Source organism: Nostoc sp. NMS7, assembly GCF_017115085.1.
Lineage (GTDB): Bacteria > Cyanobacteriota > Cyanobacteriia > Cyanobacteriales > Nostocaceae > Nostoc.
This window is the reverse complement of the sequence record NZ_JABXKJ010000237.1, coordinates 86,114-108,659: the sequence shown is the minus strand read 5'-3', so window position 1 is coordinate 108,659 and position 22,546 is coordinate 86,114. Positions and strand designations below refer to the sequence as shown.

The 22,546-nt window shown below is 43.5% G+C and carries 23 protein-coding genes, 1 other RNA gene and 1 pseudogene; 7 read left to right on the top strand and 18 right to left on the bottom strand.

The annotated features are described in order from the left end of the window. Positions 1–300: 300 nt before the first annotated feature. The 13 genes from ssrA to HWQ38_RS31430 all read right to left on the bottom strand — a co-directional run bounded on the left by ssrA (position 301) and on the right by HWQ38_RS31430 (position 10,091). Positions 301–690: a transfer-messenger RNA gene (ssrA, locus tag HWQ38_RS31490) on the bottom strand. A gap of 287 nt (positions 691–977) precedes the next feature. Next, positions 978–1,925, bottom strand: a complete 948-nt coding sequence (locus tag HWQ38_RS31485) for a F0F1 ATP synthase subunit gamma (protein WP_292801689.1) — start codon at positions 1,923–1,925, stop codon at positions 978–980. Positions 1,926–2,068: 143 nt separating this feature from the next. Next, complete coding sequence (gene atpA / locus HWQ38_RS31480; RefSeq protein ID WP_292801687.1) at positions 2,069–3,589, bottom strand: F0F1 ATP synthase subunit alpha; 1,521 nt, start codon at positions 3,587–3,589, stop codon at positions 2,069–2,071. A 189-nt stretch (positions 3,590–3,778) separates the two neighbouring features. Continuing rightward, positions 3,779–4,333, bottom strand: a complete 555-nt coding sequence (gene atpH, locus HWQ38_RS31475) for an ATP synthase F1 subunit delta (protein WP_292801685.1) — start codon at positions 4,331–4,333, stop codon at positions 3,779–3,781. After that, positions 4,330–4,902, bottom strand: a complete 573-nt coding sequence (locus HWQ38_RS31470; RefSeq protein WP_292801683.1) for a F0F1 ATP synthase subunit B — start codon at positions 4,900–4,902, stop codon at positions 4,330–4,332. The genes atpH and HWQ38_RS31470 overlap by 4 nt, the downstream gene beginning before the upstream one ends. Before the next feature lie 186 nt (positions 4,903–5,088). Continuing rightward, entirely contained in the window at positions 5,089–5,520 is a 432-nt protein-coding gene (locus HWQ38_RS31465) for a F0F1 ATP synthase subunit B' (RefSeq protein WP_292801681.1), read from the bottom strand. A gap of 301 nt (positions 5,521–5,821) precedes the next feature. Next, on the bottom strand, positions 5,822–6,070 hold the full coding sequence (gene atpE, locus HWQ38_RS31460; protein ID WP_196521630.1) for an ATP synthase F0 subunit C: 249 nt from the start codon (positions 6,068–6,070) through the stop codon (positions 5,822–5,824). Between the two features lie 146 nt (positions 6,071–6,216). Then, complete coding sequence (gene atpB / locus HWQ38_RS31455; protein WP_292801679.1) at positions 6,217–6,978, bottom strand: F0F1 ATP synthase subunit A; 762 nt, start codon at positions 6,976–6,978, stop codon at positions 6,217–6,219. 60 nt (positions 6,979–7,038) lie between these two features. Next, on the bottom strand, positions 7,039–7,521 hold the full coding sequence (locus tag HWQ38_RS31450) for an ATP synthase subunit I (RefSeq protein ID WP_292801677.1): 483 nt from the start codon (positions 7,519–7,521) through the stop codon (positions 7,039–7,041). Between the two features lie 212 nt (positions 7,522–7,733). Then, positions 7,734–7,925, bottom strand: coding sequence for a hypothetical protein (locus HWQ38_RS31445; RefSeq protein WP_292801675.1), 192 nt, complete (start codon positions 7,923–7,925; stop codon positions 7,734–7,736). A gap of 102 nt (positions 7,926–8,027) precedes the next feature. Further along, the gene (locus HWQ38_RS31440; protein ID WP_292801673.1) at positions 8,028–9,209 is read right to left on the bottom strand and encodes a class I SAM-dependent methyltransferase; all 1,182 of its coding nucleotides are present in this window, start codon (positions 9,207–9,209) and stop codon (positions 8,028–8,030) included. A gap of 148 nt (positions 9,210–9,357) precedes the next feature. Then, positions 9,358–9,687 (bottom strand): XisI protein, encoded by a 330-nt coding sequence (locus HWQ38_RS31435; RefSeq protein WP_292801671.1) that lies wholly within the window; start codon positions 9,685–9,687, stop codon positions 9,358–9,360. Beyond that, complete coding sequence (locus HWQ38_RS31430) at positions 9,675–10,091, bottom strand: XisH family protein (protein ID WP_292801669.1); 417 nt, start codon at positions 10,089–10,091, stop codon at positions 9,675–9,677. The genes HWQ38_RS31435 and HWQ38_RS31430 overlap by 13 nt, the downstream gene beginning before the upstream one ends. A 394-nt stretch (positions 10,092–10,485) precedes the next feature. Between HWQ38_RS31430 and HWQ38_RS31425 the strand changes: the two genes are divergently transcribed. Continuing rightward, positions 10,486–11,250, top strand: coding sequence for a 2-phosphosulfolactate phosphatase (locus tag HWQ38_RS31425; RefSeq protein WP_292801667.1), 765 nt, complete (start codon positions 10,486–10,488; stop codon positions 11,248–11,250). Here HWQ38_RS31425 and HWQ38_RS31420 read toward each other — a convergent pair whose 3' ends face one another. Beyond that, positions 11,251–11,781 carry a hypothetical protein gene (locus HWQ38_RS31420; protein WP_292801665.1) on the bottom strand — a complete coding sequence of 177 codons (531 nt, stop codon included), beginning with the start codon at positions 11,779–11,781 and terminating at the stop codon, positions 11,251–11,253. A gap of 650 nt (positions 11,782–12,431) precedes the next feature. Here HWQ38_RS31420 and HWQ38_RS31415 point away from each other — a divergent pair. The 6 genes and pseudogenes from HWQ38_RS31415 to HWQ38_RS31390 all read left to right on the top strand — a co-directional run. Beyond that, positions 12,432–15,737, top strand: a pseudogene (locus HWQ38_RS31415) (phycobilisome rod-core linker polypeptide); the annotation flags it as partial. A gap of 380 nt (positions 15,738–16,117) precedes the next feature. Further along, positions 16,118–16,603, top strand: coding sequence for an allophycocyanin subunit alpha (gene apcA / locus HWQ38_RS31410; protein ID WP_292801663.1), 486 nt, complete (start codon positions 16,118–16,120; stop codon positions 16,601–16,603). Positions 16,604–16,668: 65 nt separating this feature from the next. Further along, positions 16,669–17,157, top strand: a complete 489-nt coding sequence (gene apcB / locus HWQ38_RS31405; protein ID WP_292801661.1) for an allophycocyanin subunit beta — start codon at positions 16,669–16,671, stop codon at positions 17,155–17,157. A 223-nt stretch (positions 17,158–17,380) separates the two neighbouring features. After that, entirely contained in the window at positions 17,381–17,587 is a 207-nt protein-coding gene (locus HWQ38_RS31400; protein WP_012411143.1) for a phycobilisome linker polypeptide, read from the top strand. Between the two features lie 714 nt (positions 17,588–18,301). Next, positions 18,302–18,439, top strand: a complete 138-nt coding sequence (locus HWQ38_RS31395; RefSeq protein WP_292801659.1) for a hypothetical protein — start codon at positions 18,302–18,304, stop codon at positions 18,437–18,439. 3 nt (positions 18,440–18,442) lie between these two features. Continuing rightward, positions 18,443–19,294, top strand: coding sequence for an alpha/beta hydrolase (locus tag HWQ38_RS31390; protein WP_292801657.1), 852 nt, complete (start codon positions 18,443–18,445; stop codon positions 19,292–19,294). Between the two features lie 72 nt (positions 19,295–19,366). Here HWQ38_RS31390 and HWQ38_RS31385 read toward each other — a convergent pair whose 3' ends face one another. The 4 genes from HWQ38_RS31385 to HWQ38_RS31370 form a co-directional block, all read right to left on the bottom strand. After that, positions 19,367–19,669, bottom strand: a complete 303-nt coding sequence (locus HWQ38_RS31385; RefSeq protein ID WP_292801655.1) for a DUF1816 domain-containing protein — start codon at positions 19,667–19,669, stop codon at positions 19,367–19,369. Positions 19,670–19,759: 90 nt separating this feature from the next. Then, a complete protein-coding gene (rlmB, locus tag HWQ38_RS31380) occupies positions 19,760–20,935 on the bottom strand; it encodes a 23S rRNA (guanosine(2251)-2'-O)-methyltransferase RlmB (RefSeq protein ID WP_292801653.1) in 1,176 nt (391 codons plus the stop codon). A gap of 92 nt (positions 20,936–21,027) precedes the next feature. After that, complete coding sequence (locus HWQ38_RS31375) at positions 21,028–21,543, bottom strand: ribonuclease III domain-containing protein (RefSeq protein WP_292801651.1); 516 nt, start codon at positions 21,541–21,543, stop codon at positions 21,028–21,030. A gap of 541 nt (positions 21,544–22,084) precedes the next feature. Further along, positions 22,085–22,450, bottom strand: a complete 366-nt coding sequence (locus HWQ38_RS31370) for an STAS domain-containing protein (protein WP_292801745.1) — start codon at positions 22,448–22,450, stop codon at positions 22,085–22,087. Positions 22,451–22,546 lie beyond the last annotated feature (96 nt).

The following is a 22,546-nucleotide window of genomic DNA, read 5'->3' as shown; positions in this document are numbered from 1 at the left end:
AGCGGTAATTCATGAATTACCGCTACGACAAATCAGGTTTTTGAGATAATTTTTGGTAAGTCCTAAAGAAAAGGAAATTTATTTCCGGGCGGGTGTTCGACTTTTGCAAGAGGTCTAATAATTAGCTGATTGTTGAATAGCTGTTGATTCAGAAGTCAGAATCAAGACCCACTCCTACGGGAAAGCAATCTACGCGGACTCGCTATCCACCAGTCGGACTCCAATTGTTTCTGAATTCTGTTTAGATAAAACAAAATCCACCTAAACATTAAAGTGTTTGGTGGATTTGTTAGTTATTTTTAGTGGATCCGAGCAGAGTCGAACTGCTGTCCAAATTGGGTATTGACCCCCCGCTCATTCACAGGTTTAGCCTTTCTGACCCTCAAGGCGGGAATCGTTCATTATCCCGAACGTAGGATGCTCTGATTTAATCTTAGCCAGCAAGCCAACCAGAGAACGCTTACTAGAGCATCCGTTGGGGTTTGGTCTTCAGTCCTTAACGGAGTCAAACTAAAGACGCTCGAACCTATAAGAGGTGTTTAGGCAGCTACTAGAGCGTCCTTACGAGCAAAGTTAACGATGTTGTTCGCATTTACTTTTTTTTCGAGCCTTTGATTTCCGAGAGGAGACTCACTCTCGACCTGAATCACAGAGCAGCGTTCGCCAACCTGTCGAAACCGTGACGGACCCATGCGCTTCATTATTCAATTATAATACGCAATGTTTGAAATGTGTTACTAGACAAAAAATATTTGGTTGCTGTTTAACAAAGGTTTCTATTTTAAAATCTAAAGATTCGCCCTTGTGGTTCCAGATGTCGCGCAAAGGCTTGCAGAACAACCCCAGCAGCAGTTCGCTTTTCTAGCAGCATTGAATGAGCCGAAGGAAACAGCGAATTTACCAGAAATAAAATAGCCAATTGCTAATCTGAAAATATTACCAATTGGCTATTATCGCAACTAACAATTAGCTATATCCTAAGTTAGTGCTTCAGCGCCGCCCACAACTTCAAGGAGTTCTTGGGTAATTGCAGCTTGTCGGGCTTTGTTATAAGACAGCGTGAGGGTGTCAATCAGTTCACCGGCGTTATCGCTGGCATTACTCATGGCTGTCATCCGCGCTGCTAGTTCACTAGCTGCCGATTCTTGCAACGCCCGCAATAACTGGTTACTCAGATACAGGGGCAACAAAGAATCGAGAATCTGCACTGGATCTTGCTCGAAAATCATATCAGGAGCCAGCAGGCGGACTTGCTTAGTCACTTTTTCCCGTTCTACTTCAAATTTACCGCCACGGGATGTCAACCGGAAGATTTCATCATCGGCTGCTTCTAGACCTTGCGGATCGAGGGGCAGTAAGGTTTGCACCACAGGACGCGAGCTAACCAGGGAAAGGAATCTGGTATAGATTAATTCGATGCGGTCTACTTTTTCCGAAAGGAATAAGGAAAGTAGTTGGTCAGCAATCTGATTGGCTTCGGCTGCGGTGGGAATTTGCTCTAAGCCGCTGTAGGTGGCATCTATGGGCTGACTGCGGCGTTGAAAGTACTGTGTAGCTTTGCGCCCAACGATTACAAATGTGTAGTCTAAACCTTCTGCCTTAATTTCCTTGGCGCGGTTTTCTGCACGACGGATAACGTTATTATTGTAGCCGCCGCATAAACCGCGATCGCCTGAAATGACCAACAGCCCGACTGACTTAACTTGGCGTTTTTTCAGCAGTGGCAGGTTTGCTTCTTCAAATCTTAGACGACTTTGTAAACCATATAATACTTGTGCCAAGCGATCGGCAAAGGGGCGAGTCGCTAGCACTTGTTCTTGCGCCCGACGCACTCTAGCTGCCGCAACTAGGCGCATGGCTTCTGTAATTTTCTTGGTGTTTTTGACCGACTGAATGCGATCGCGTATTGCTTTTAGATTGGCCATATTATTGTTTTTAGTGCTTAGTCATTTGTCCTCTCTTACAAAGTTCTGATCGGAGGAAACCTCCGCTCAGACTTTGCGCTTTGTCCTTTGTCACTAGTCATTAGTTATTTACCAATGACTAATGACTAATGACTAATGACTAATTACGCTGAAGCTTTGAAGGTCTTCTTGTATTCGGTGAGTGCTTCCTTCAAGGCAGTTTCTTCTGCGTCACCTAGTGCTTTAGATGCTTGTACGCCCTGTGCATACTGGGTTTTCCCAGTCTTTAAGTATTCACGCAGACCTTTGGTAAAGGTGGTTACTTGATTTACAGGAACATCATCTAAGTACCCATTAATACCGGCGTATAAAATTGCCACTTGTTCGTATACCGAGAGTGGTGAATTTTGTGGCTGCTTGAGGAGTTCGCGCAACCGTTCACCCCGTGCCAACTGGTCTTGAGTGGCTTTATCTAAGTCGGAAGCAAATTGGGCGAAGGCTTGCAGGTCGTCAAATTGTGCTAGTTCCAATTTAATCTTACCGGCAACTTTTTTCATTGCCTTGGTTTGAGCCGCAGAACCCACGCGGGATACGGAAATACCAGGGTTTACAGCCGGACGGATACCAGAGTTAAACAGGTCAGAAGACAGGAATATCTGACCATCGGTAATGGAAATTACGTTGGTGGGGATGTATGCTGAAACGTCACCAGCTTGGGTTTCGATAATTGGTAGGGCGGTCATACTGCCTTTACCTAATTCGTCACTCAGCTTTGCTGCTCTTTCTAACAAGCGGGAGTGGATGTAGAATACATCTCCAGGGTAGGCTTCGCGTCCGGGTGGACGACGCAGCAGTAGGGACATTTGCCGATAAGCTTGGGCTTGCTTGGAGAGGTCATCGTAAATTACAAGGGTAGCTTTACCCTTGTACATAAAGTACTCGGCAATACTTGCGCCTGTGTAGGGAGCTAGATATTGTAGGGTTGCAGGTTCACTGGCACTAGCGGCGACAACGACGGTGTAATCAAGTGCGCCTTTTTCTTGCAATGTCTGCACCACGTTAGCTACAGTGGAAGCTTTTTGACCGATCGCAACGTAGACACAAATTACATCTTCTTCTTTTTGATTGATAATCGTGTCAATAGCGATCGCAGTTTTACCGGTTTGGCGATCGCCAATAATCAATTCCCGTTGACCACGACCGATGGGAATCATTGAGTCAATCGCTGTGATACCCGTTTGCATGGGTTCGTGTACAGACCGACGGGCAATGATACCGGGTGCTGGAGATTCAATCAAACGGCTTTCTGAAGTCTTGATATCTCCCTTACCATCAATCGGACGACCCAAAGCGTCTACAACTCGTCCAATTAAGGCTTCTCCTACGGGTACTTGGGCAATTCTCCCAGTAGCGGTTACAGTACTACCTTCTTGAATTTCCAGCCCTTCACCCATCAGCACCGCGCCCACATTGTCTTCTTCTAAGTTCTGGGCGATGCCAATTGTGCCATCTTCAAATTCTAAGAGTTCCCCAGACATCGCCTTTTCCAGACCATAAATCCGGGCAATACCGTCACCTACTTGTAGAACAGTACCAACGTTAGCAACTTTGACCTCTTGGTCGTATTGCTCGATTTGTTGTTGGATAATGCTGCTAATTTCGTCAGGTCTAATTGATATGCTCATGTGTCTATCTTTTTTGGTTTCGAGACTGAAAAATTAATTCAGTTAGGAGTGATGAGTGATGAGTTAAAAATGCAAAAATTACAAGTTATAAAGTCAAAATAAATTACTATTTACTTAACTCCTAACTTCTAACTCCTGTACAGACGCGATTAATCGCGTCTCTGCTCCTAAGTTCTAACTCCTAACTTTCTAACCACTGGTTAAGCGCAATGAAAGGCGGCGCAACTGACCCCGAATACTGGCATCAATTACCTGCGAGCCTACTTTAATGATCACACCACCAATTAACTCGTTGTCTACCTTGGTTTCTAGTTCTACCTGACGAGCATTCGTGATGGCAATGACCTTTTGGATGATTGCCTGCTGTTGAGCTTCTGTGAGGGGAACGGCTGAAATTACTTCCGCTAATACGGTTTGATTCAGCTGCCGCAACAGCGCCAGATATTGTTGAAAAATTGATTCCAAGAAGGCAATGCGCCGTTTATCTACCAGTATTAGCAAAAAATTGCGTAAGTACGGGTTAGCGCCTTCACCGAGTATTTGTTTGATCAGAGCTTTTTTGTTCTCAGACTGAACAAACGGGTTGCTGAAGAAGTTTTGTAGCTGTTTGTCTGCTCTCAGCAGTCCCAGGAAAGTACGCGCATCTTCCCCGAACTCCTCTGTCAAATTTTTCGATTGCGCTATTGACAAAAGTGCCTGTGCGTAAGGTTGGGCTACTTCGGCTGCTGCTACTTGGCTGGTCATACATTGCCTCCGAGTTGTGCGATGCTGCGGTCAATTAAACTTTGTTGAGCATCGTCGGCAATCCCGCCTTTGAGTTGCGATTCGACTTTTTGCAATGCTAGTGTAGCAACTCGTTGCCGCAGTTGAGCGATCGCTCGCTCTGTTTCGGTGTTTAAATCTGCTGCTGCTGTTTGTTTCAAGCGTTCTACGTCTTGCACTGCCTTTGCTAACAAGGCTTCTTTCGCCTTTTGGGCGTTTTCTTCGGCAGATTTGCGAATGCGTTGTGCCTCTGCCTGAGATTGCTTCAACTGCTCTTGCGCTTTGGATAAGGCAATCTTTGCCTCTTTTGAGCGCCCTTCTGCTTCCTGAATTGCAGTGGCAATATTGGATTGTCGCTCGTTCAGGATCTTGCTTAAAACTTTCCGTCCGAAGTAGAATAATATGCCAATCAGAATCGCTAGATTTATCAGGTTGGTTTCAAAAATGTCTAAGTTTAGACCGAAACCACCTTCTGCTGCGCCTTCTGCCAATTCAGAGTGAACAGCGTTTGCTTCTGCGGCAATTAATAAGAATGTGCCCATGATACCCATTTACAAGTGCGCTGCTCGCTTGCTAATACGTTAGTATTTTCCCGAAGGGAGATAAAGTATCTTTTCCCGTAGTAAATAAAGTATCTTTATCTAGTAGGGAAAAAGTGCCTTTTTTTGACACTTAATTAAGCGCTCTGGACTAGTGCCCAGTTGCGCGTATGCTTTGATAGAACCAGTCTTGTTAGCTTATCTAACTAGAGTTGGCCCCAATAGTTTTTCTAGAATCTGCCTGCTTAGAGCATCAACTCGTTGCTCTAAGGTATGTAAAGCTTCCTGCTTTTGTTGTTCTATTTCAACAGCAGCTTGTTCTCGTTGAGACTGAGCTTCTTTTTGGGCTTCAGCGATTTTCTCGGCAGTAATTTTCTTAGCTTCTTGTTGAGCTGCTTCTACAGTAGCTTGCGATTGTCTGCGAGCATCTGCGAGTTGCTGCTCATATTCGGCGGCTAAACGCTCGGCTTTTGCCAAGCTTTCCTTTGCCTCAAGGGTATTCGTTCGGATATAATTATCGCGATCGTCGAGTACCTTGGTCAGTGGCTTGTAGAAAATTACATTCAACAAAGCTGCCAATAGCAGGAACTGCAATGCCATGAAGGGCAAGGTAGCATTGAAATCAAACATTTCTCTCCTCTTTGGCTGGAGTAGCAGTTTTCATGGCTAGCAACATCATCCAATCTTTCATATTTTAGAAACCCAGAGCCAACAAGGGGCAGGCTATTTGGTATTTCGGATTTGCGATTTTGGATTAATACTAACCCAAGGGTATGTTGTTCTGGGTATTTTAGATTGACGACTTTAGATATGTTCTACCAACAAGCTTACGGGTATGTACCGAAAACTCTTGATAATCCAAAATCCAAAATCCAAAATATTGTAGAGGCGTGATGGTTCACGTCTCCACACTCACAAAAACTTTTAGGTCTTATCCTGCGAAGGGATTAGCAAACAGTAATACCAGGGCAATAACTAGACCATAAATAGTCAGGGATTCCATGAAAGCCAAGGTTAATAGCAGGGTACCGCGAATTTTTCCTTCTGCTTCTGGTTGACGGGCAATACCTTCTACTGCTTGTCCAGCAGCATTTCCTTGACCAATTCCAGGTCCAATTGCAGCTAAACCAATCGCTAAAGCAGCAGCGAGAACTGAAGCAGCTTGCACTAATGGGTCCATGTTGATTTTCCTTGGTTTGATTACAAAACTAACAAATGTACTTAACGACTAGAAACGTGTTTTTCACGCTGCACCGGGTTCTTTGATCGCGCTTTGCGATGTTTTGAGCGAACATGCTCTTGGAACTGTGCTATCAACTGAGAAGTTTAATGCTCCTCATGCTCTTCTTCACCATGTCCCTCGATCGCCTCATGAATGTATGCTCCAGCTAGGGTAGCAAAAACCAGGGCTTGAATGGCACTGGTAAACAAACCCAAAGCCATTACAGGTAGAGGTACAAATAGAGGAACTAGCAGAACCAGCACCGCTACTACCAATTCATCCGCTAATATATTGCCAAATAGCCGGAAGCTTAGGGAGAGGGGCTTAGTGAAATCTTCGAGAATTGCGATCGGCAATAGAATGGGTGTCGGCTCTATATATTTCTTAAAGTAGCCCAAACCACGCTTGCTAAAACCTGCGTAAAAATACGCTAAAGAGGTCAGCAGTGCCAATGCAACAGTCGTATTGATGTCATTGGTGGGAGCTGCCAATTCACCCGAAGGCAGCTTGATGAGCTTCCAGGGAATTAACGCCCCTGACCAGTTCGATACGAAAATAAACAGAAACAATGTGCCAATAAATGGCACCCAAGGGCGGTAATCTTTCTCACCTAGTTGGTCTTTCGCCAAACCACGAATAAATTCTAGGGCATATTCCATCAAATTTTGGATGCCACTGGGAATTCTTTGTGCATTACGAGTAGCTGCGATTGAAGCCACTACTAAAATGCTAATCACAAACCATGAGGTGAGAAAAACTTGCCCATGAATTTTAAGATTGCCCAACTGCCAGTAGAAATGTTGACCTACTTCTAATGCGGCGAGGGGAAAAGAATTAAAGGCGTTTAAGACACTAAGCATTTGCATTCTTCAAGCATTTTCCCCAACGATCGAGGATGGGATTACTATGTTTGTGAGCCTGACTTTTTAAGAATCAGGAATGAACGCAATTTGCACCATATACACGAGTAGCGTGGCTTTGTAAGTCAGAAATCCCAAAAAAATGGGGAGAATCTGTAGCTCACGCCATTGAGTTGCCACGATCATCACTCCCATAAACAGAGCAAAACGAGTTTTGCTCAGACTGGTTTTCTCACTACCGAGCTGCTCAACGTCTTTAGCCAGCATTTTTAAGTAAACCACACCTGTACACGCCCCAATTAAATAATTTAGGGCAATGTTCAAGGAATAAAAAATCCACACAGAGATAAAAATAACCCCCGTCAAGACAAGCGTGATTACCAACAATCGCTGGAAGAGCTGATGGAACTCTTGCATGGACTTACCTGATTCTGTGTCTTCAGAACCAGTTTTAGCATCTTGTTGCGTTGTCGGAGTGGGCGCAATTGATTCGTCAGACAAGCTCACGAGACTTGAAACCAGTACAGCTAAATTATGATGACTACACATTCAGTCAGCTGAATCATATCACGATCCGGTAACAATACTTTAGGGAAAAACAATTAACTTTTGCCAAGGTTAGACAGTCATTAAAGTCGCGTCCCCAGAAGCGAGAGAGCGGCTGATGATGTGAGGGACCCAGAGGGTGAATAATCAATAATCGCTGCCTGAAAATTCAAAATTTCTTCCAATTCCAGCTTTTTTGAGGAAATAATTGTCCTTCAAAGTCGTGAGATAGCATCTTGGTGTTTGCTCAAGTTGTTGTAACTAAAATCAACTGGTGCTTGAGGAGTATATGGACATACCGCAAATCCGAAATCGAAGAGTAGCGGCTTGTCATTAAACATTGCACCACTGCTGAATTCCAGAAAACTCCAACTTTTGGGATGTATAATACCCCGTTTCTGGGACACTTTTCTAATTTACATTAATTTACCAAAAGTGGTGATGGGCGATCGCTCCTGACCACGAGTATAAATTTATGAATGTTAATTCAGTATCCGAGTGCAGTGTAATTAAGCAGGTGTCAATAAAATCAGCTGTTGCTGAAGAAGCCTTTTTACCCCATCCAATCCCAGTTCTACACCTGCCAAAATCTCTGCAACTGTGGAATTATTATCACACTTTTGCATAAATTCAAACTCTGCTACTGATAAATTAACAATCTGGTAATCGTAATTAAACAAACATTGACTGGGAAATCCTTGAATACAAGGATTAAGTTCAGGAGTCGCCGTCAATAGAGCCTTATCCTCTGTCCAGTCGGCTTTGATTAAGGGAGGACGACCAAGGAAAAACTCGTAATGAGTTACTTCTGGATCTAGTAATTCTATCAGACGGTAAAGCTGGCGATCGCTTAAATCTTTTGTGCGTTCTACTAACTCTGGTGCTTTACCCAAAAGTCTCTCCAAATCCCAGAAACTCGGATTCGAGAAACCAATAAACTCCAATCCCGAAGCATCAATTAATTCAAACAGCGTCTCAATGTTGTAGTCAATTTCTTGGGGATGAACGTACATATCAGCAAAGTTTTCATCCTTGTGGTTTTCTAGTGACCAACGTTGTTTATCATATTTGACAATTCGGTTATTTTCTGGTAAAGAAGCGAATATTTGTCGCCCGACTTGGACACCATCGCGGTAGTCGCCTTTTTTGTCACCTTGAATCAGTGCGATCGCTTTTTGCATGAGTTGAATTTCCCAGCGTCCCAATTCTCCATACACAAAAATGTGCATCAAGCCGCCTGGGGCTAACTTCTTCGCCAAGGCTTGAATACCACGAATCGGATCGGGGGTATGATGCAAAACACCAACACAGTTAATTAAATCAAACTCACCCGTTAACTGTTCCACGTCAAACAAGCTGAGGTGATGAAATTCAACGCGGTTAGCCCCAGAACGCTGACAACGTTCTTTGGCTACAGCCAAAGCGCCAGTACTGAGGTCAATTCCCACAACAGAAGCTTGAGGATTGAGGTGAACCAAGTACTCTGTACCCACACCAGTACCGCAACCTGCATCTAAAATCCGAATATCTTGCTTTTGGGGTTTTTGACCTGTGCAAAAATTATGAGCGGCTAGCCAATTCCAACGCCAGTTGTAACCTGGAGGTGGTTCATCCAATAGGGCTTCCGGCGGAAAGGGGTAGGTATTGTAGAGTTTGGCAACAGCAGCACTAACAGTTTGGGAATCGGACATGATCAGGAATAACGCAGTATTTCTGAGTTTAGCGGATAGTGGTTGATTAGGGCAAAGACTACTATTGTTCGTAGTCAGGGCTTCAGCCCTCAAATTAGGACTAAAGTCCTTACTACAAACCTTGAATTATTCACGCCGCTCTACTTAATTATTCAACAGCAAAGTCTGTAAATTCGCGTTTATAAGGAGCGTGAAAACCTAATACAATATCTTCTTTAGGGACTCCAGCCGCGATTAATTCGTTAGCGATGCCGATTTCTGTACCATCTCTTTGTATCCAAAATTTTGTGTCTTTGATATCAACATGAATGATGACTCCATAAATTCTCCGTTGTTCTTTCCAGCCAATATTTAAGACTTGATAATGATGGCGTTCTGCGTCAAACAACAATTGAACTTCTGAGCCATTAGCCACGTCATTAGCGGAATGGTTACTTAAAATATCTTGAATGATTTGAGAGTAATTTATTCCTTCCATAAAACAATGTCCTGACTTAACGAATTAAATATTAAAAGTTTAATTTGATATTCTTTTAAAGAATCTTGAATAAATTGACGTGAGAAAAAGTCTTGGTATGTATCTTGGCTAATAGCTAGATATAAAAGGCGTTCTGGCTCTTCTTTTTTTAATGCTAGCCGATAATTCAGGGTTTGACCTAAAGCGAGATGAAATTCAGTTACTTCCGACGCACCTATAAAGGATTTAACTTCTACGGCTATTTTTTGACCTTGTTTTTGTGCAGCTAATAATCTTTCTGCTCCTAAATCCACAAAAAATTCAATGTCATCAACTTTCAGATGCAGTGGATCATGGGTAATGATCCAACCATCTTTTTTTAGAGCAGTGCGGACAGATTGATGAAATATATCTTTAGATGGCATAGGGAAATGGATAGGTATTGTAGAGTTTGGCAACAGCAACACTAACAGTTTGGGAATCGGACATGATGAGGAATAACGCAGTATTTATGAGTTTAGCGAATGCTGGACACTTCAGGTACACAAATAGGCTAAAATTTCAGTATTCTGCTGTCTTATGCGTTGCGTGACTAGTGGATGACTATTTTGAAATTAATATTTTGAACTTTGAAGTTTTATATTGATTATAACTGCTGACCTACTTGCAGCTAATTTTTAGTTCGTAGTGTACGCCTTAAGGGAAGCAAGCTACGCGTAGCTTCTCGTAGAGAGGGCTGAAGCTCTAAAATTAGCACTCTTCGTGCTGACTACAAACCTTTAATTATTTACACTAGGTTTATTTATCTATGGTTTGATTTTGATCATATTGTCTTTTGCGATCGCATCAATGATTTACAACCAATCAGAATTTGATTTACGCTGTGAATGGGGCTTACAAGGAGTTGCTCAACTCGCTCCTATCAGTGATGTAATTGTGATAGTTGATGTTCTCTCTTTTTCTACCTGCGTGGAAATTGCCACCAACAATGGCGCGATAATTTTTCCATACACAATCAGAGATGAATCTGTTATAGATTATGCCAAGTCAGTGCGAGCAGAGTTAGCAAGTCACAGACAACGTTGGACTACAACAGGATATTCTCTCTCGCCAAAATCAGTTGTTCAGATTCCGACTGGAACTAGATTAGTTTTACCCTCACCTAATGGTTCTTTTCTGACCTTACATACAGGCAATACACCAACTTTGGCGGGTTGCTTGCGAAATTGCCAAGCTGTAGCGGAGTTTGCTCAAAAGTATGGCGATAAAATCGCTGTGATTCCTGCCGGTGAGAGGTGGAAAGATGATGGTAGCCTACGACCTGCATTTGAAGATTTAATTGGTGCTGGGGCAATTCTCAGTTATTTAAATGGTAATTTGTCACCAGAAGCTGAAGTGGCTGTGGCAACATTTCAGGCTTTCCGGCAGGATTTACTGGGGTACTTGAAAAAATGCAGTTCGGGTAAAGAGTTGATTGAAAAAGGTTTTGAGTCAGATGTTGAACTGTCCACCGCCTACAACATTAGTGATTGCGTGCCTTTGTTTACTGATAATGCTTATATCAATTACAGGCTACAAGCTTAATTAAATGTCGCATTGATTGGTTTGGCAATATTTGGCATTATCTATAAACTCTTGCAACTTATTCAAGGGAATTATCAGCAATGCTGACCCATCCCGTACCTCAGCAGCGATGTAAGCAAACTTTTGCCCGCGATAAAACTGGTCACGTCCAACTTTGGTGATATATCGAGACTTCTGGAAGTCATTGGCAATATTAAAATTATAAATATTTTGTAACAATTTTACTGCTTTCGCATTTTTTGTGGTGAATTTGAGGCTTGAGTCACCACTCATAGTTATTCCTTCTTTAGTCACTGTCCCATTTTCAGAAGTGACATCAGCATAAAAGTATAATTTTCCCTTTGTACCCTCGTAGCCGTGGGCTTCGCTGTTATATCTCAGAGTTGGTAATTGAGGTCTGGTTTTTGCCCATTTCACAACACTGTTAATGTTTTGTTCTGGAAGCGCATTTGCCGGAGTCACAGCCAAAATAATTGCGATCGCACACAGGGTAACATTGAATAAATAGTTAAATTTACAACTTTTGTCCATAGTATTTTCCCTCTATGTAAATACCGATATTTACAGATTAAACCACCATAAATTAAGAATTACTTCCAGCCCGGTATCAGTTGTAAGTATAATTTTATTAGTATTAAAAATAACTTAACATCGTCTAATCATCACTGTCCGGTGACTAGGAAGCAGGAGAGCCGAGGAGAAATTAAACGAAGTCGGAAGTCGGAAGTCGGAAGTCAGTTTTGTGTTAGCGAAGCGGTAGCGAGTCTGCGAGCGTCCGGGTATTTAGACCCCGACCCAAAACGTTCTGCTTAAGAAGCAGGGGACTTAAACCCCTAAACTTTGTTAAATTTATCAACAGCAGATGACGGGATGGAAAAAAAAGAAATCGGTAGACAGTTCTCAACCTCCTACTTAGTTACAAAACTTATATTTTATCTCAGGCAAACCGAGGTAAGCATTTTAAGACTGGATACATTCGAGATCGAGGTTCTATACACTTCTTAATAAACCAGCCTTAAGAACGCAAAACGTTCTAATCTAAAAGCTAACTGGGTTAATTTACTGGCACTTTTGCAGGCAGTACTTTCAAGTTCATAAAGCATAGACACACCGATGTGTCAAGCCTCAAAACGACCCAGACTTAACATATAAACGATTATGATGGGAGTTTTACAAAGCCGATGAGTGTTAAGGCGAGTGGTGGAAGCTCAGTTGCGCGTCCGCAACTATATCAAACCCTAACTGTAGCCACAATTACCCAAGCGGATCAGCAAGACCGCTTTTTGGGAAATGGTGAATTAAATGAACTGGCAAGCTATTTTGCATCTGGTGCAAAGCGTCTAGAAATTTCCCAGACGCTGACGGATAATGCCGAGATTATCGTATCTCGCGCTGCCAACCGGATTTTTGTCGGTGGTTCGCCAATGGCTTTTTTAGAAAAGCCCAGAGAAATAGAAATAGTACCTGTTAGTGCTGGTGCTAATGTTCAGCAAGGGATGCAACTAGGAACTGTAACCTACGTTGAAAGTCGTGGTGGGTTCCTAGAAAATTTACGCTCAATCTTTAACTCATCTCCCAGCGGTCCGATACCCCCAGGTTTCAGACCAATTAACATTGCTCGTTATGGCCCAAGCAACATGGCCAAGAGCTTGCGGGATTTATCCTGGTTCTTGCGTTACGCTACTTATGCGATCGTTGCTGGCGACCCCAACATCATAGCGGTGAATACACGGGGTTTGCGGGAAATAATTGAAAATGCCTGCTCTGGTGAAGCAACGCTAGTAGCTTTGCAGGAAATCAAAGCCGGGTCACTTTCCTTTTTTCGCAACGATGCTGAGGCTACAGAAATTGTGTCTCAGTACATGGATGTTTTGTTAACAGAATTCAAAGCAGCCACACCTTCAAATAAAGTGCGTCAACGCCCCTCTAGCGACCAGCAAGGGTTGCAACTGCCGCAAATTTACTTTAATGCCGCAGAACGACGTCCCAAGTTCGTAATGAAAACTGGGTTATCAAGTAGCGAAAAAAATGAGGTAATCAAGGCTGCATATCGGCAAATCTTTGAGCGTGATATTACCCGTGCTTATAGCTTGTCGATATCTGACCTAGAATCCAAGGTGAAGAATGGCGACATCTCTATGAAGGAGTTTGTCCGTCGTCTAACTAAATCTCCCCTTTACCAAAAACAGTTTTACCAGCCTTTTATTAACAGCCGAGTCATCGAACTAGCTTTCCGTCATATTCTAGGACGGGGGCCAAGTAGCCGCGAAGAAGTACAAAAATACTTTTCGATTATTTCTAACGGTGGTCTACCAGCCTTGGTAGATGCCTTAGTAGATTCTGCTGAATATGGCGACTATTTTGGCGAAGAGACAGTGCCCTACCTCCGAGGTCTGGGTCAAGAAGCACAAGAATGTCGCAACTGGGGACCGCAGCAAGACCTGTTTAACTACAGTGCGCCTTTCCGCAAGATACCTCAGTTTCTTACCACATTTGCTGCTTACGAGCAACCCCTACCAGACCAACATCCTTACGGTTCTGGAAATGACCCCTTGGAAATTCAGTTTGGGGCGATTTTCCCGAAAGAAACTCGCAACCCCAGCACCCGTCCGGCTCCTTTTGGCAAGGATACCAAACGCATCCTAATTCACCAAGGAGCAGGGATTAATAACCAAAATAGCAATCCCAAGGCGCGGGGTGAAGCTCCTGGGACTCTAGGTCCCAAGGTGTTCAAGTTAGATCAACTGCCTGGTACTATTGGTAAAAAGGCTCCCAAAGGTTCTAGCGTCAGATTCTCCGAAAGCTCCACCCAAGCAGTGATTAGAGCTGCTTATTTGCAAGTTTTCGGTCGGGATCTCTACGAAGGTCAGCGCCCGAAGGTATTGGAAATCAAGCTGGAAAACGGCGACATCTCTGTGCGGGAGTTTATCCGCGCTTTAGCTAAGTCGGATGTATTCCGCAATCTGTACTGGACATCGCTGTATGTTTGTAAAGCGATCGAGTATATTCACCGCCGCTTGTTGGGTCGTCCAACCTATGGCCGTCAAGAAAACAACAAGTACTTTGACATTGCTTCCAAACAGGGCTTTTACGGGGTGGTTGATGCCATTATTAACAGCGTAGAATACAACGAAGCATTTGGTGAAGATACGATTCCTTACGAACGGTATCTGACTCCTGGTGGTGTAACTGGGCGACAATTGCGCGTTGGTAGCATTGGCGAAGATATCGGCATCAAAGTCCAGAAGGAAGTAACGCCGAGCTTTGTGACACTGGGTACAGTTACAGAAAACCGATCAGAACCAGATATTCAGTTCCGCATTAACCAAGGTGTCAGCAAGCAACGGGAACAAACCAAAATCTTCAAGCTGGTATCCAATACCAGTGACAAAGTTGCAGTCCAAACTTTGATTAGCGCTGCATATCGTCAGATTTTTGAACGGGATATTGCACCCTACATCGCCAAAAATGAATTTACGGCGTGGGAAAGCAAGCTGGGGAATGGCGAAATCAGTGTGAAGGAATTTATTGAAGGTTTGGGTTACTCTAACCTCTACCTGAAAGAGTTCTACACACCCTACCCCAATACCAAAGTGATTGAATTGGGAACTAAGCACTTCCTGGGACGTGCGCCATTAGACCAAGCCGAAATCCGCAAGTATAACCAGATATTGGCTACTCAAGGTATTCGTGCCTTTATTAATGCCCTGGTAGAAAGTGTGGAATATAACCAAGTGTTTGGTGAAGATACGGTGCCTTACCGTCGCTTCCCGACCCTACCTGCGGCAAACTTCCCGAATACCGAGAAGCTGTACAACCAGCTTACTAAGCAAAACGATGAGGTAGTTGTACCGAGCTTTAAGCCAGTGCAACCGCGCGTCGGAGTTAGTAACAATACACCGCTTTCGACGCAGGCGATCGCAGATATAGCAGCCCAAGCAAATGGTCTAAACCAGAGCCAGCCATCATTTGCTGAACTGGGTCGTTCCTACAACGATGGTAGCGGCCAATCTGTGGAACTAGGTGTGCGTAAACATGCACGTATTTATCGTCTCACGGAAAACACCAACCAAACCGAAAGACAACAGGCAATCAACGCCATTTACCGTCAAGTGTTGGATGTATTTAGCGAGGAAGTGCCTGATCATTTCCGCCGTATTGACCTAGAGGGCAAACTCCAGAATGGTGAAATTTCCATCCGGGAGTTTGTGCGTGAACTAGCCAGTTCCGAAATCTATCGGCAGCGCTTCTTATCACCTTATCCTCATGCCAAGGTGATTGAGTTCCTCTTCCGTCACCTGTTGGGGCGTACACCCGCAACTCAGGAAGAAATTCGCCAGTATAACCAGCAGCTGACCGATCGCGGTTTGTCAGCTGCTGTAGAAGCAATACTCGAAAGTCCAGAATATAGCCGCTACTTCGGTGAAGATGTTGTGCCTTACAACCGCTTCCCATCACTGATGGCAGGTAACTACCTCGGCAGTGTAGCGGTTGATTAGAGATTAGGGAATAGGGTACAGATTATTTGCTGTTCCCTGTTCCCTGTCCCCTTTGTAACCTTTTCGTAACCTTTCGTAAGACCGCTCTCAGATTGCAGCTAAAACAGTGAATTCTGAAAAGCAATATTACAAAGTGTTAAGAACAGTCATAAATGCTCAACAGAATACCGGAAAATGTTTTGCGGAAGGTAATTGAGTTTTAAAGCTTGTCTACTTATGTTGACTTAGCCAAACTCGTAATTTATTAGCCGTAGCAGTGATGAAACTGTTGTGTCTAAAAAGACGAGAAAAGAAACTCAGTAAACCAAATTTCAAGTCGCACCAGTTTAATCAAATCCTGGTTTCATTCGTATTGGAGGAATCCATTAATGAGTATCGTCACGAAAGCTATCGTGAATGCTGATGCAGAAGCCCGCTATCTCAGCCCTGGTGAGTTAGATCGGATCAAATCCTTTGTTGCAAGTGGTGAGCGCCGTGTACGGATTGCTCAAGTTTTGTCAGAAAACCGGGAACGGCTAGTTAAGCAAGCTGGCGATCAACTGTTCCAAAAGCGTCCTGATGTTGTATCTCCTGGTGGGAACGCTTACGGTCAAGAATTGACTGCTACTTGTCTGCGTGACCTCGATTACTACCTCCGCCTCGTTACCTACGGTATCGTTGCTGGTGATGTTACACCTATTGAAGAAATTGGTGTTATCGGTGCCCGTGAACTGTACAAGTCCTTGGGAACTCCTATCGATGGTGTTGCTGAAGGTATCCGTGGGTTGAAGAATGTCTCTGCTACCTTGCTGTCTGGCGAAGACGCTGCTGAAGCTGGTAACTACTTCGACTACCTAGTTGGCGCCCTACTGTAGGGTGAAACTGTTTACCTACTGAAACAGAAGTATTGCAATACGGTTGGAAATAAGGAATTAACAACATGGCTCAAGACGCAATTACCGCTGTCATTAACTCCGCAGACGTTCAAGGTAAGTACCTCGACTCTTCTGCTTTAGAGAAGCTAAAAAGCTATTTCTCCACTGGCGAACTGCGGGTACGTGCTGCTAGCACCATCAGCGCCAACGCTGCTGCGATCGTCAAAGAAGCTGTAGCAAAATCTTTGCTATACTCTGACATCACCCGTCCCGGCGGCAACATGTATACTACCCGCCGTTATGCTGCTTGCATCCGTGACTTAGACTACTACCTCCGCTATGCTACCTACGCTATGTTAGCTGGCGATCCTTCCATTTTGGATGAGCGTGTACTAAATGGCTTGAAGGAAACCTACAACTCCTTAGGTGTTCCCGTTGGTGCTACCGTGCAAGCTATCCAAGCAATTAAACAAGTAACCGCTAGTTTAGTTGGTTCAGATGCTGGTAAGGAAATGGGTGTTTACTTAGACTATATCTCTTCTGGCTTAAGCTAAGAGCTAGTTTGCGCTTAAGAATTTAGGTGCGGCTTTATTAAGGTCTGGAAATCAACCGTGAGTGCTAGAACGTTATATTGCTTATCTTGGTAAATTATCAGTGATGAGTGTTGGTGGTCTAGTATTGATGTTTGATTTCCAGCCTTTGAATGATTAAAAGATTTGCACTCAAGATTTTGAGATAAAAAAAGTTTTCACAAAGTATACAGGAGATTTTCAGAATATGTCCCGTTTGTTTAAAATTACTGCTCTAGTTCCCAGCCAAACCCGAATTCGTACCCAACGCGAACTGCAAAATACTTATTTCACTAAGCTAGTTCCCTATGAGAACTGGTTCCGTGAACAGCAACGCATTCAAAAAGCAGGCGGCAAAATCATCAAGGTGGAACTAGCAACTGGTAAGCAAGGTGCTAATACTGGCTTGTCGTAATTCTGTAAATAGAAAATTATTTTAGGGAATTGGTAAGAGGTCGAAAAAGACCTCTTTTTTGTTAACTCATCCCCCGGCTTCAAGCCGGGGGTAAATCGAAGTCATTAGTTATTAGTCATTAGTCATTAGTCATTGGTTCTAATGACTAATGACTAATGACAATGGAAAGGCGGGCGGCTATCCCGGACACCCCTCTTGTTGGGATGGGATTCCCGCCGATTTTCGTTGAGAATTGATACTACTATTGAAAAGCAATCGTCTATCAGCTAGAAGTTGTTATTATATTCACGAGCATATAATTGCAAAATAGGCAATTGACTCAGAAGGTAGCGCCCAACTGCCTTAAGTTTCTGGTATCCATGCATTGGTACTATAGACCTCTTACAAAAGTCCCTAATATCATGTCCGCTTGATTACTTATTAAACCCGAAGAACCCCACACGCCAGATGCTCCACTTGGGGAGACCCCAAGACCGCACTGGCTCCCCTTAATCCCCTCCCCGCCTGCGGGGAGGGGAGAGAAAGCGCAGCTTTGGCTCTTTGGGATGCAATGACTATAGGAATCACAACTAATTACCCGGACACGATATAACACCCCACCCGCAGGCGGCTACGCATTAGTCACATCTTTCTTAATATTGCTATAAATAAGCTAGGAAAAGGATTGTACAACAAGGCGATATGTGGATACTTGACAAAAGCAGGAGAATGTGAGTGACGAAAATTTTCTCAGCGATCGCTAACTACAAAGAAAGAGAATTTGAGTGGAGTAGTTTCCAGGTTGCAGCGATATCGTGTAATCGGCGTAATCCTGAGGAAATTTGTATTTTTAAGTCTAATTCACAACGGTGACTAATGAGCGATCGCCATAATCATACTACTGCTACACCTCTAAATGTCTACATCCAAGGTCAAGGATTCCCCATTTTGGGCTTACATGGCCATCCTGGTACTGGTCGTAGTCTTTCTGTCTTTACCAATCATTTATCAAAACGTTATCAAACTTTTACCCCTGATTTACGTGGATACGGCAAAAGTCGGTATAATGGGAATTTTGAGATGAATGACCATTTGACTGATTTAGAAGCGCTGCTAGACCGCTTTAAAATTGAAAAGTGCCTAGTATTGGGATGGTCACTTGGGGGCATTCTGGCAATGGAACTGGCATTACGTTTACCAAAGCGCGTTACTGGGCTGATTTTGGTGGGGACAGCTGCAAAACCCCGTGGCAGTCATCCGCCCATCACTTGGCAAGATAATTTATATACTGGCGTTGCTGGCCTACTAAACTATATAAAACCGGGTTGGCAATGGAATATTGAAACTTTTAGCAAGCGATCGCTTTTCCGCTACCTAATCCAACAACATACATCTACCAGTTACAACTACATCGCAAGCGTTGCAGTACCAGCTTATTTGCAAACCTCTGGTGCTGCTACTCGCGCCCTCTATAGTGCAATTGAATCAGGATACAACCGAGTTCCAGATTTGCCACAAATACAATGTCCTAGTCTAGTACTTGCGGGTGAACAAGACCGCCATATCACAGTTGATTCCAGCTTAGAAACTGCTCAACATCTCCAAAATTCTCAGTGGCAGTGCTATCCCAACACCGCCCATCTTTTCCCGTGGGAAGTTCCCCAGCTGGTGCTGAATGATATTGACCATTGGCTAGAAGAACATCAACAGGTAATTGGGAGTCAATAATCCAAAGGTTTTTGACTCCCAAAAAGATAATTCGTAATTTTGAATTACGAATTATCTTGACTCTTGCCTAACTTACATTTGACCGCCAAAGGCAGGCTGTACTTTGCGGTCAAATCTTTCCCCCAAGTCTTCAGCGATTGTTAAGGTATTAGGTTTGCAGCGCTTGACATGCACAGCAATTCCCGTAGCTCCTTCGGTTTCCAAATCTTCTATATATCCAATGCTTGACAATCTGGCATCAGAAGAACTCAGAAATGGCCCGAAGTAATACGTGCACCGGGGATTCTGCGTCACAATCTCTACCCACCAAGCCAAGCCGAGGTAGTCAAATGTGTTAATCAACACTTCCTTGAGGTTATGCCAAATGGTTTTCATGGTTTTCGCCGATTTATAAAGTGCTACAGGGTGTTACAGGATATGCTACTTGATTATCTTTTACATTTCTTTATACTCTCTTACTTACTGTTATTTTTTCAAAGAGATTTTTTGTATTTTATCTAAGTACAGCGTATTTAGCGATCGCTGGCGATAAATTTCATAAAGCGCCATACCCGCCGCTACCGAAGCATTGAGGCTGGGAGTCTTACCTTGTAGAGGAATCGATACTAAGAAATCACAGGAACGTTGAGTTAACATACTCAAACCTTCACCTTCTGAGCCGATTACCAAAACGATTGGGCCAGTAAAATTGATTGTATGCACGGGTTCGCTGCCACTTGCAGCCGTGCCGTAAATCCAAAAGCCAGCTTCTTTTAATTCTTCTAAAGCGCGACCAAGGTTGATAACTCTAGATACAGCAAAATTTTCTAAAGCGCCTGCTGCCACTTTCATGACAGTGGAAGTGATCCCAGATGCCCTTCTTTGAGGAATCACCAATCCTTGAGCGCCGATTGCTTCGGCGGTGCGAATAATTGCTCCCAAGTTGTGGGGATCAGTGATTCCGTCAGCCACGACAATTACAGCATCGGTTACAGATTTGGACTGCTCAATTAAATCCGCCAATTCGATGTAGCCGTAAGGAGCAATTTGTGCCGCCACTCCTTGATGATTGGCTCCGTTGGTGATGTGGTCTAAGCGCTTGGGTTCAACTTCATCAATAACTGTGCCATTTTCCTTGGCTTGGAGCAGAAAATGGTGAAAGCTGGGATCGTAGCGTAGACGGGTAGTAATCCAGAGACGGTTAAGATTGCGCTGATTTTGCAACGCACTCAATACGGGATAACGACCGTAGATGAGATCGCTATCTTCCGTCGCTGTAGATACAGACGGCTGGGATAAATTGCTATTTCGTTCTCGGTAGTTGCCAGAAATCGCGTTGCTATCTATTTTTCTGGGATTGCGAGTGGGATTAGCAACAGAAATCGCGTTGCTATCTATTTTTCTGGCATTGCGAGTGGGATTAGCAACAGAAATCGCGTTGCTATCTATTTTTCTGGGATTGCGAGTGGGATTAGCAACAGAAATCGGATTGCTATCTATTTTTCTGGGATTGCGAGTGGGACTAGCAACAGAAATCGGATTGCTATCTGTTTTTCTGGGATTGCCAGTGGGATTAGTAACAACACGCTTACCTTTAATTTTTACGGGTTGTCCACGATTGGGTTCGCTAGAAGTTTTGATTTTTCTTGGTTTATTCTGCATTTTACTTATGGATATAGCGTATGGTTGATTATCCCGATTACCTGAATTTATTCAGCCTAATCTACTGTTGTGGCCATAGTGAAATTGAGTTCTCACTCTTTTTTTACATGAAGTATTTGCAACAGTTCAGTTAGACGCTGGTAATCGGTGAGATATAAGTAGCCAATTAAGGTTTCTAGACTAGTTGCCTGTTGATAAATTTCGGGATTAAGTCGCTTAGGGCGTCCTGTAGCGGCGTTTCTACCCCGTCGGACAATTTCTAATTCGGTATCCCTGAGATGTGGAATCAGCGATCGCAAATGTAGCGCTTGAGTTTCCGCTCTTACCTGCTCCACTACCAGACGATGGTAAATTCCTGACCGCTGCAATGGCACTAGATAGAAAATTCTAACATACAACTCATAAATTGCATCCCCCAAATATGCTAAAGCACTAGGAGAAATTTTTTGCACTTGGGAGAGGGAAATCTGTTGGAATGGGGCTGTGGTTGCTAAGAGTGCTTGATTCCAAGATAAACTCTGTTTGCCCTGTTCATCTTGTCCATCTAATAGTTCCTCCTCTGACTTCACAAATAAATCATTCCTTGACGGACTACATTTGGCAGGCATTCTTCGCAAAGACTGATTTTTCTGAAGTATGCTATGATACTATACTTAGTATAATCACTAATATCATAACTACTTACTACTTTCCTCTTTTTGATTGAGATTTGGTATTTTAAATCACCCTGATGTCAACGCCCATAAACCTAATTTCGCCTACTTCTTGTAGTCTGCGCCTAAGATAATGTAAAATTTGCACATCAAACTCACCCTGTTGCTTGATCCCATTGCCATGCTTACTTACTAAGCGACAATTTTTAATTATACAGTATCAAGTCAAGTTAACCTATAGATAAATCTGCTGGCTTTGTATTTCTGACAACTTTTTCAGAGTTGATTGTTTATCGGAATATTCTAGCCAACTTTTTCCATACACCAGAAGTGGGTATCTATATCTTTGTTATTACTCAACTTTAAACATAATAGCTAAACTGGCCTTGTGCCTCTCCCACAAGGAGAGAGGTTTTCTGCCAGAAGTTTTAAAAATCAAGCTATCCGATGTTGAATCTGGATAGCTGAATTGATCTCTCGGTTCAAGCAATCAATACTACTTGACGTTTTCTAGAGCGTCTTCAACTGATTTTTGCAGGGAGAGAAACTTCTCTAGACGAACAAGCTTAACCGTTTGAGTAACGCGGGCATTGGTGACAATTTGCAAAGTACCCTCAGCAGTTTGAGCCTGCTTGGCTAGCTGCACCAAAGCACCCAAACCAGAGCTATCAATAAAGTCGATTTGTGAGAGATCCAAAATAATATGCTTAGGTCCCTCGTCAATCTTGCTGCCAAGTGTCTTGCGAAATGTCGGCTCAGAAAAGGCATCTAACAAACCTGTGAGGCGGAATAGCTGACAGTTATCCCGGACTTCACGAGTGCCTCTCAGGCTAACGGTTAGATTTAGTGGTTCAGCAATAATTCCCTCCTCATGAGTGAAAGTGAACGCTCAAGTATAGATGGTTTTTGAGCAAGTTGTCTACAATCTGCTGGAATAGGGCATTGGGTATTGTCCCTA

What these genes read in the sequence shown, in the direction of transcription:
- HWQ38_RS31485 (WP_292801689.1), bottom strand. Translation starts at nt 1,925, where the DNA reads ATGGCCAATCTAAAAGCAATACGCGATCGCATTCAGTCGGTCAAAAAC.
- atpA (WP_292801687.1), bottom strand. Translation starts at nt 3,589, where the DNA reads ATGAGCATATCAATTAGACCTGACGAAATTAGCAGCATTATCCAACAA.
- atpH (WP_292801685.1), bottom strand. Translation starts at nt 4,333, where the DNA reads ATGACCAGCCAAGTAGCAGCAGCCGAAGTAGCCCAACCTTACGCACAG.
- HWQ38_RS31470 (WP_292801683.1), bottom strand. Translation starts at nt 4,902, where the DNA reads ATGGGTATCATGGGCACATTCTTATTAATTGCCGCAGAAGCAAACGCT.
- HWQ38_RS31465 (WP_292801681.1), bottom strand. Translation starts at nt 5,520, where the DNA reads ATGTTTGATTTCAATGCTACCTTGCCCTTCATGGCATTGCAGTTCCTG.
- atpE (WP_196521630.1), bottom strand. Translation starts at nt 6,070, where the DNA reads ATGGACCCATTAGTGCAAGCTGCTTCAGTTCTCGCTGCTGCTTTAGCG.
- atpB (WP_292801679.1), bottom strand. Translation starts at nt 6,978, where the DNA reads ATGCAAATGCTTAGTGTCTTAAACGCCTTTAATTCTTTTCCCCTCGCC.
- HWQ38_RS31450 (WP_292801677.1), bottom strand. Translation starts at nt 7,521, where the DNA reads ATGTGTAGTCATCATAATTTAGCTGTACTGGTTTCAAGTCTCGTGAGC.
- HWQ38_RS31440 (WP_292801673.1), bottom strand. Translation starts at nt 9,209, where the DNA reads ATGTCCGATTCCCAAACTGTTAGTGCTGCTGTTGCCAAACTCTACAAT.
- HWQ38_RS31435 (WP_292801671.1), bottom strand. Translation starts at nt 9,687, where the DNA reads ATGGAAGGAATAAATTACTCTCAAATCATTCAAGATATTTTAAGTAAC.
- HWQ38_RS31430 (WP_292801669.1), bottom strand. Translation starts at nt 10,091, where the DNA reads ATGCCATCTAAAGATATATTTCATCAATCTGTCCGCACTGCTCTAAAA.
- HWQ38_RS31420 (WP_292801665.1), bottom strand. Translation starts at nt 11,781, where the DNA reads ATGGACAAAAGTTGTAAATTTAACTATTTATTCAATGTTACCCTGTGT.
- apcA (WP_292801663.1), top strand. Translation starts at nt 16,118, where the DNA reads ATGAGTATCGTCACGAAAGCTATCGTGAATGCTGATGCAGAAGCCCGC.
- apcB (WP_292801661.1), top strand. Translation starts at nt 16,669, where the DNA reads ATGGCTCAAGACGCAATTACCGCTGTCATTAACTCCGCAGACGTTCAA.
- HWQ38_RS31400 (WP_012411143.1), top strand. Translation starts at nt 17,381, where the DNA reads ATGTCCCGTTTGTTTAAAATTACTGCTCTAGTTCCCAGCCAAACCCGA.
- HWQ38_RS31390 (WP_292801657.1), top strand. Translation starts at nt 18,443, where the DNA reads ATGAGCGATCGCCATAATCATACTACTGCTACACCTCTAAATGTCTAC.
- HWQ38_RS31385 (WP_292801655.1), bottom strand. Translation starts at nt 19,669, where the DNA reads ATGAAAACCATTTGGCATAACCTCAAGGAAGTGTTGATTAACACATTT.
- rlmB (WP_292801653.1), bottom strand. Translation starts at nt 20,935, where the DNA reads ATGCAGAATAAACCAAGAAAAATCAAAACTTCTAGCGAACCCAATCGT.
- HWQ38_RS31375 (WP_292801651.1), bottom strand. Translation starts at nt 21,543, where the DNA reads ATGCCTGCCAAATGTAGTCCGTCAAGGAATGATTTATTTGTGAAGTCA.